This is a genomic window from Psychrobacter sp. CAL346-MNA-CIBAN-0220, assembly GCF_040309805.1.
GTDB lineage: Bacteria > Pseudomonadota > Gammaproteobacteria > Pseudomonadales > Moraxellaceae > Psychrobacter.
Genome location: NZ_JBEOPF010000041.1, coordinates 1 through 438 on the forward strand (window position 1 = coordinate 1; position 438 = coordinate 438).

A 438-nucleotide genomic window follows, 5' to 3' on the forward strand; every position below is an offset into this window, starting at 1 on the left:
TCCTAAAGCTCTTGAATCCCAAATTCCCGAAAACCCTTTAAATTTCAATCTTGGAACATCCTTAACTTCCACCATCACTCATTCCCCTTGAGCAATGTTTGAAATTCCCCCAGGCCTGCCATATCGAATTCATCGCCTTCTAAGTCATCAATTATTGAAGATAAAGCTTTTTGCGTTTCATCAATCTCTTCAACCACTTCTTTATAGGTAGTGGCATATTTTTCAGTTAATGCAGCCACCTTATTCGCTAAGCTAACAGTTAGGTTCTCAGGCAATTGGTTGATTGAATCAACCAGTGGTTTAATCCATTTCAGTTCAACCAATTCGTTTGCTTGCTGAACGGTTAGATTTTCAATGGTTTCTTTGGTTAAAATGTGAAGTGCCGCCGCTTCTTTTTTGAGCTGGGCTTTTAGTTCTTTTTCTTCGACTAATAGAGCC

Annotated in this window: 1 pseudogene; it reads right to left on the minus strand. The window is 39.0% G+C overall.

The annotated features are described in order from the left end of the window. Positions 1-74 precede the first annotated feature (74 nt). Positions 75-438, minus strand: a pseudogene (locus AAEY88_RS12615) (type I restriction-modification system subunit M); the annotation flags it as partial.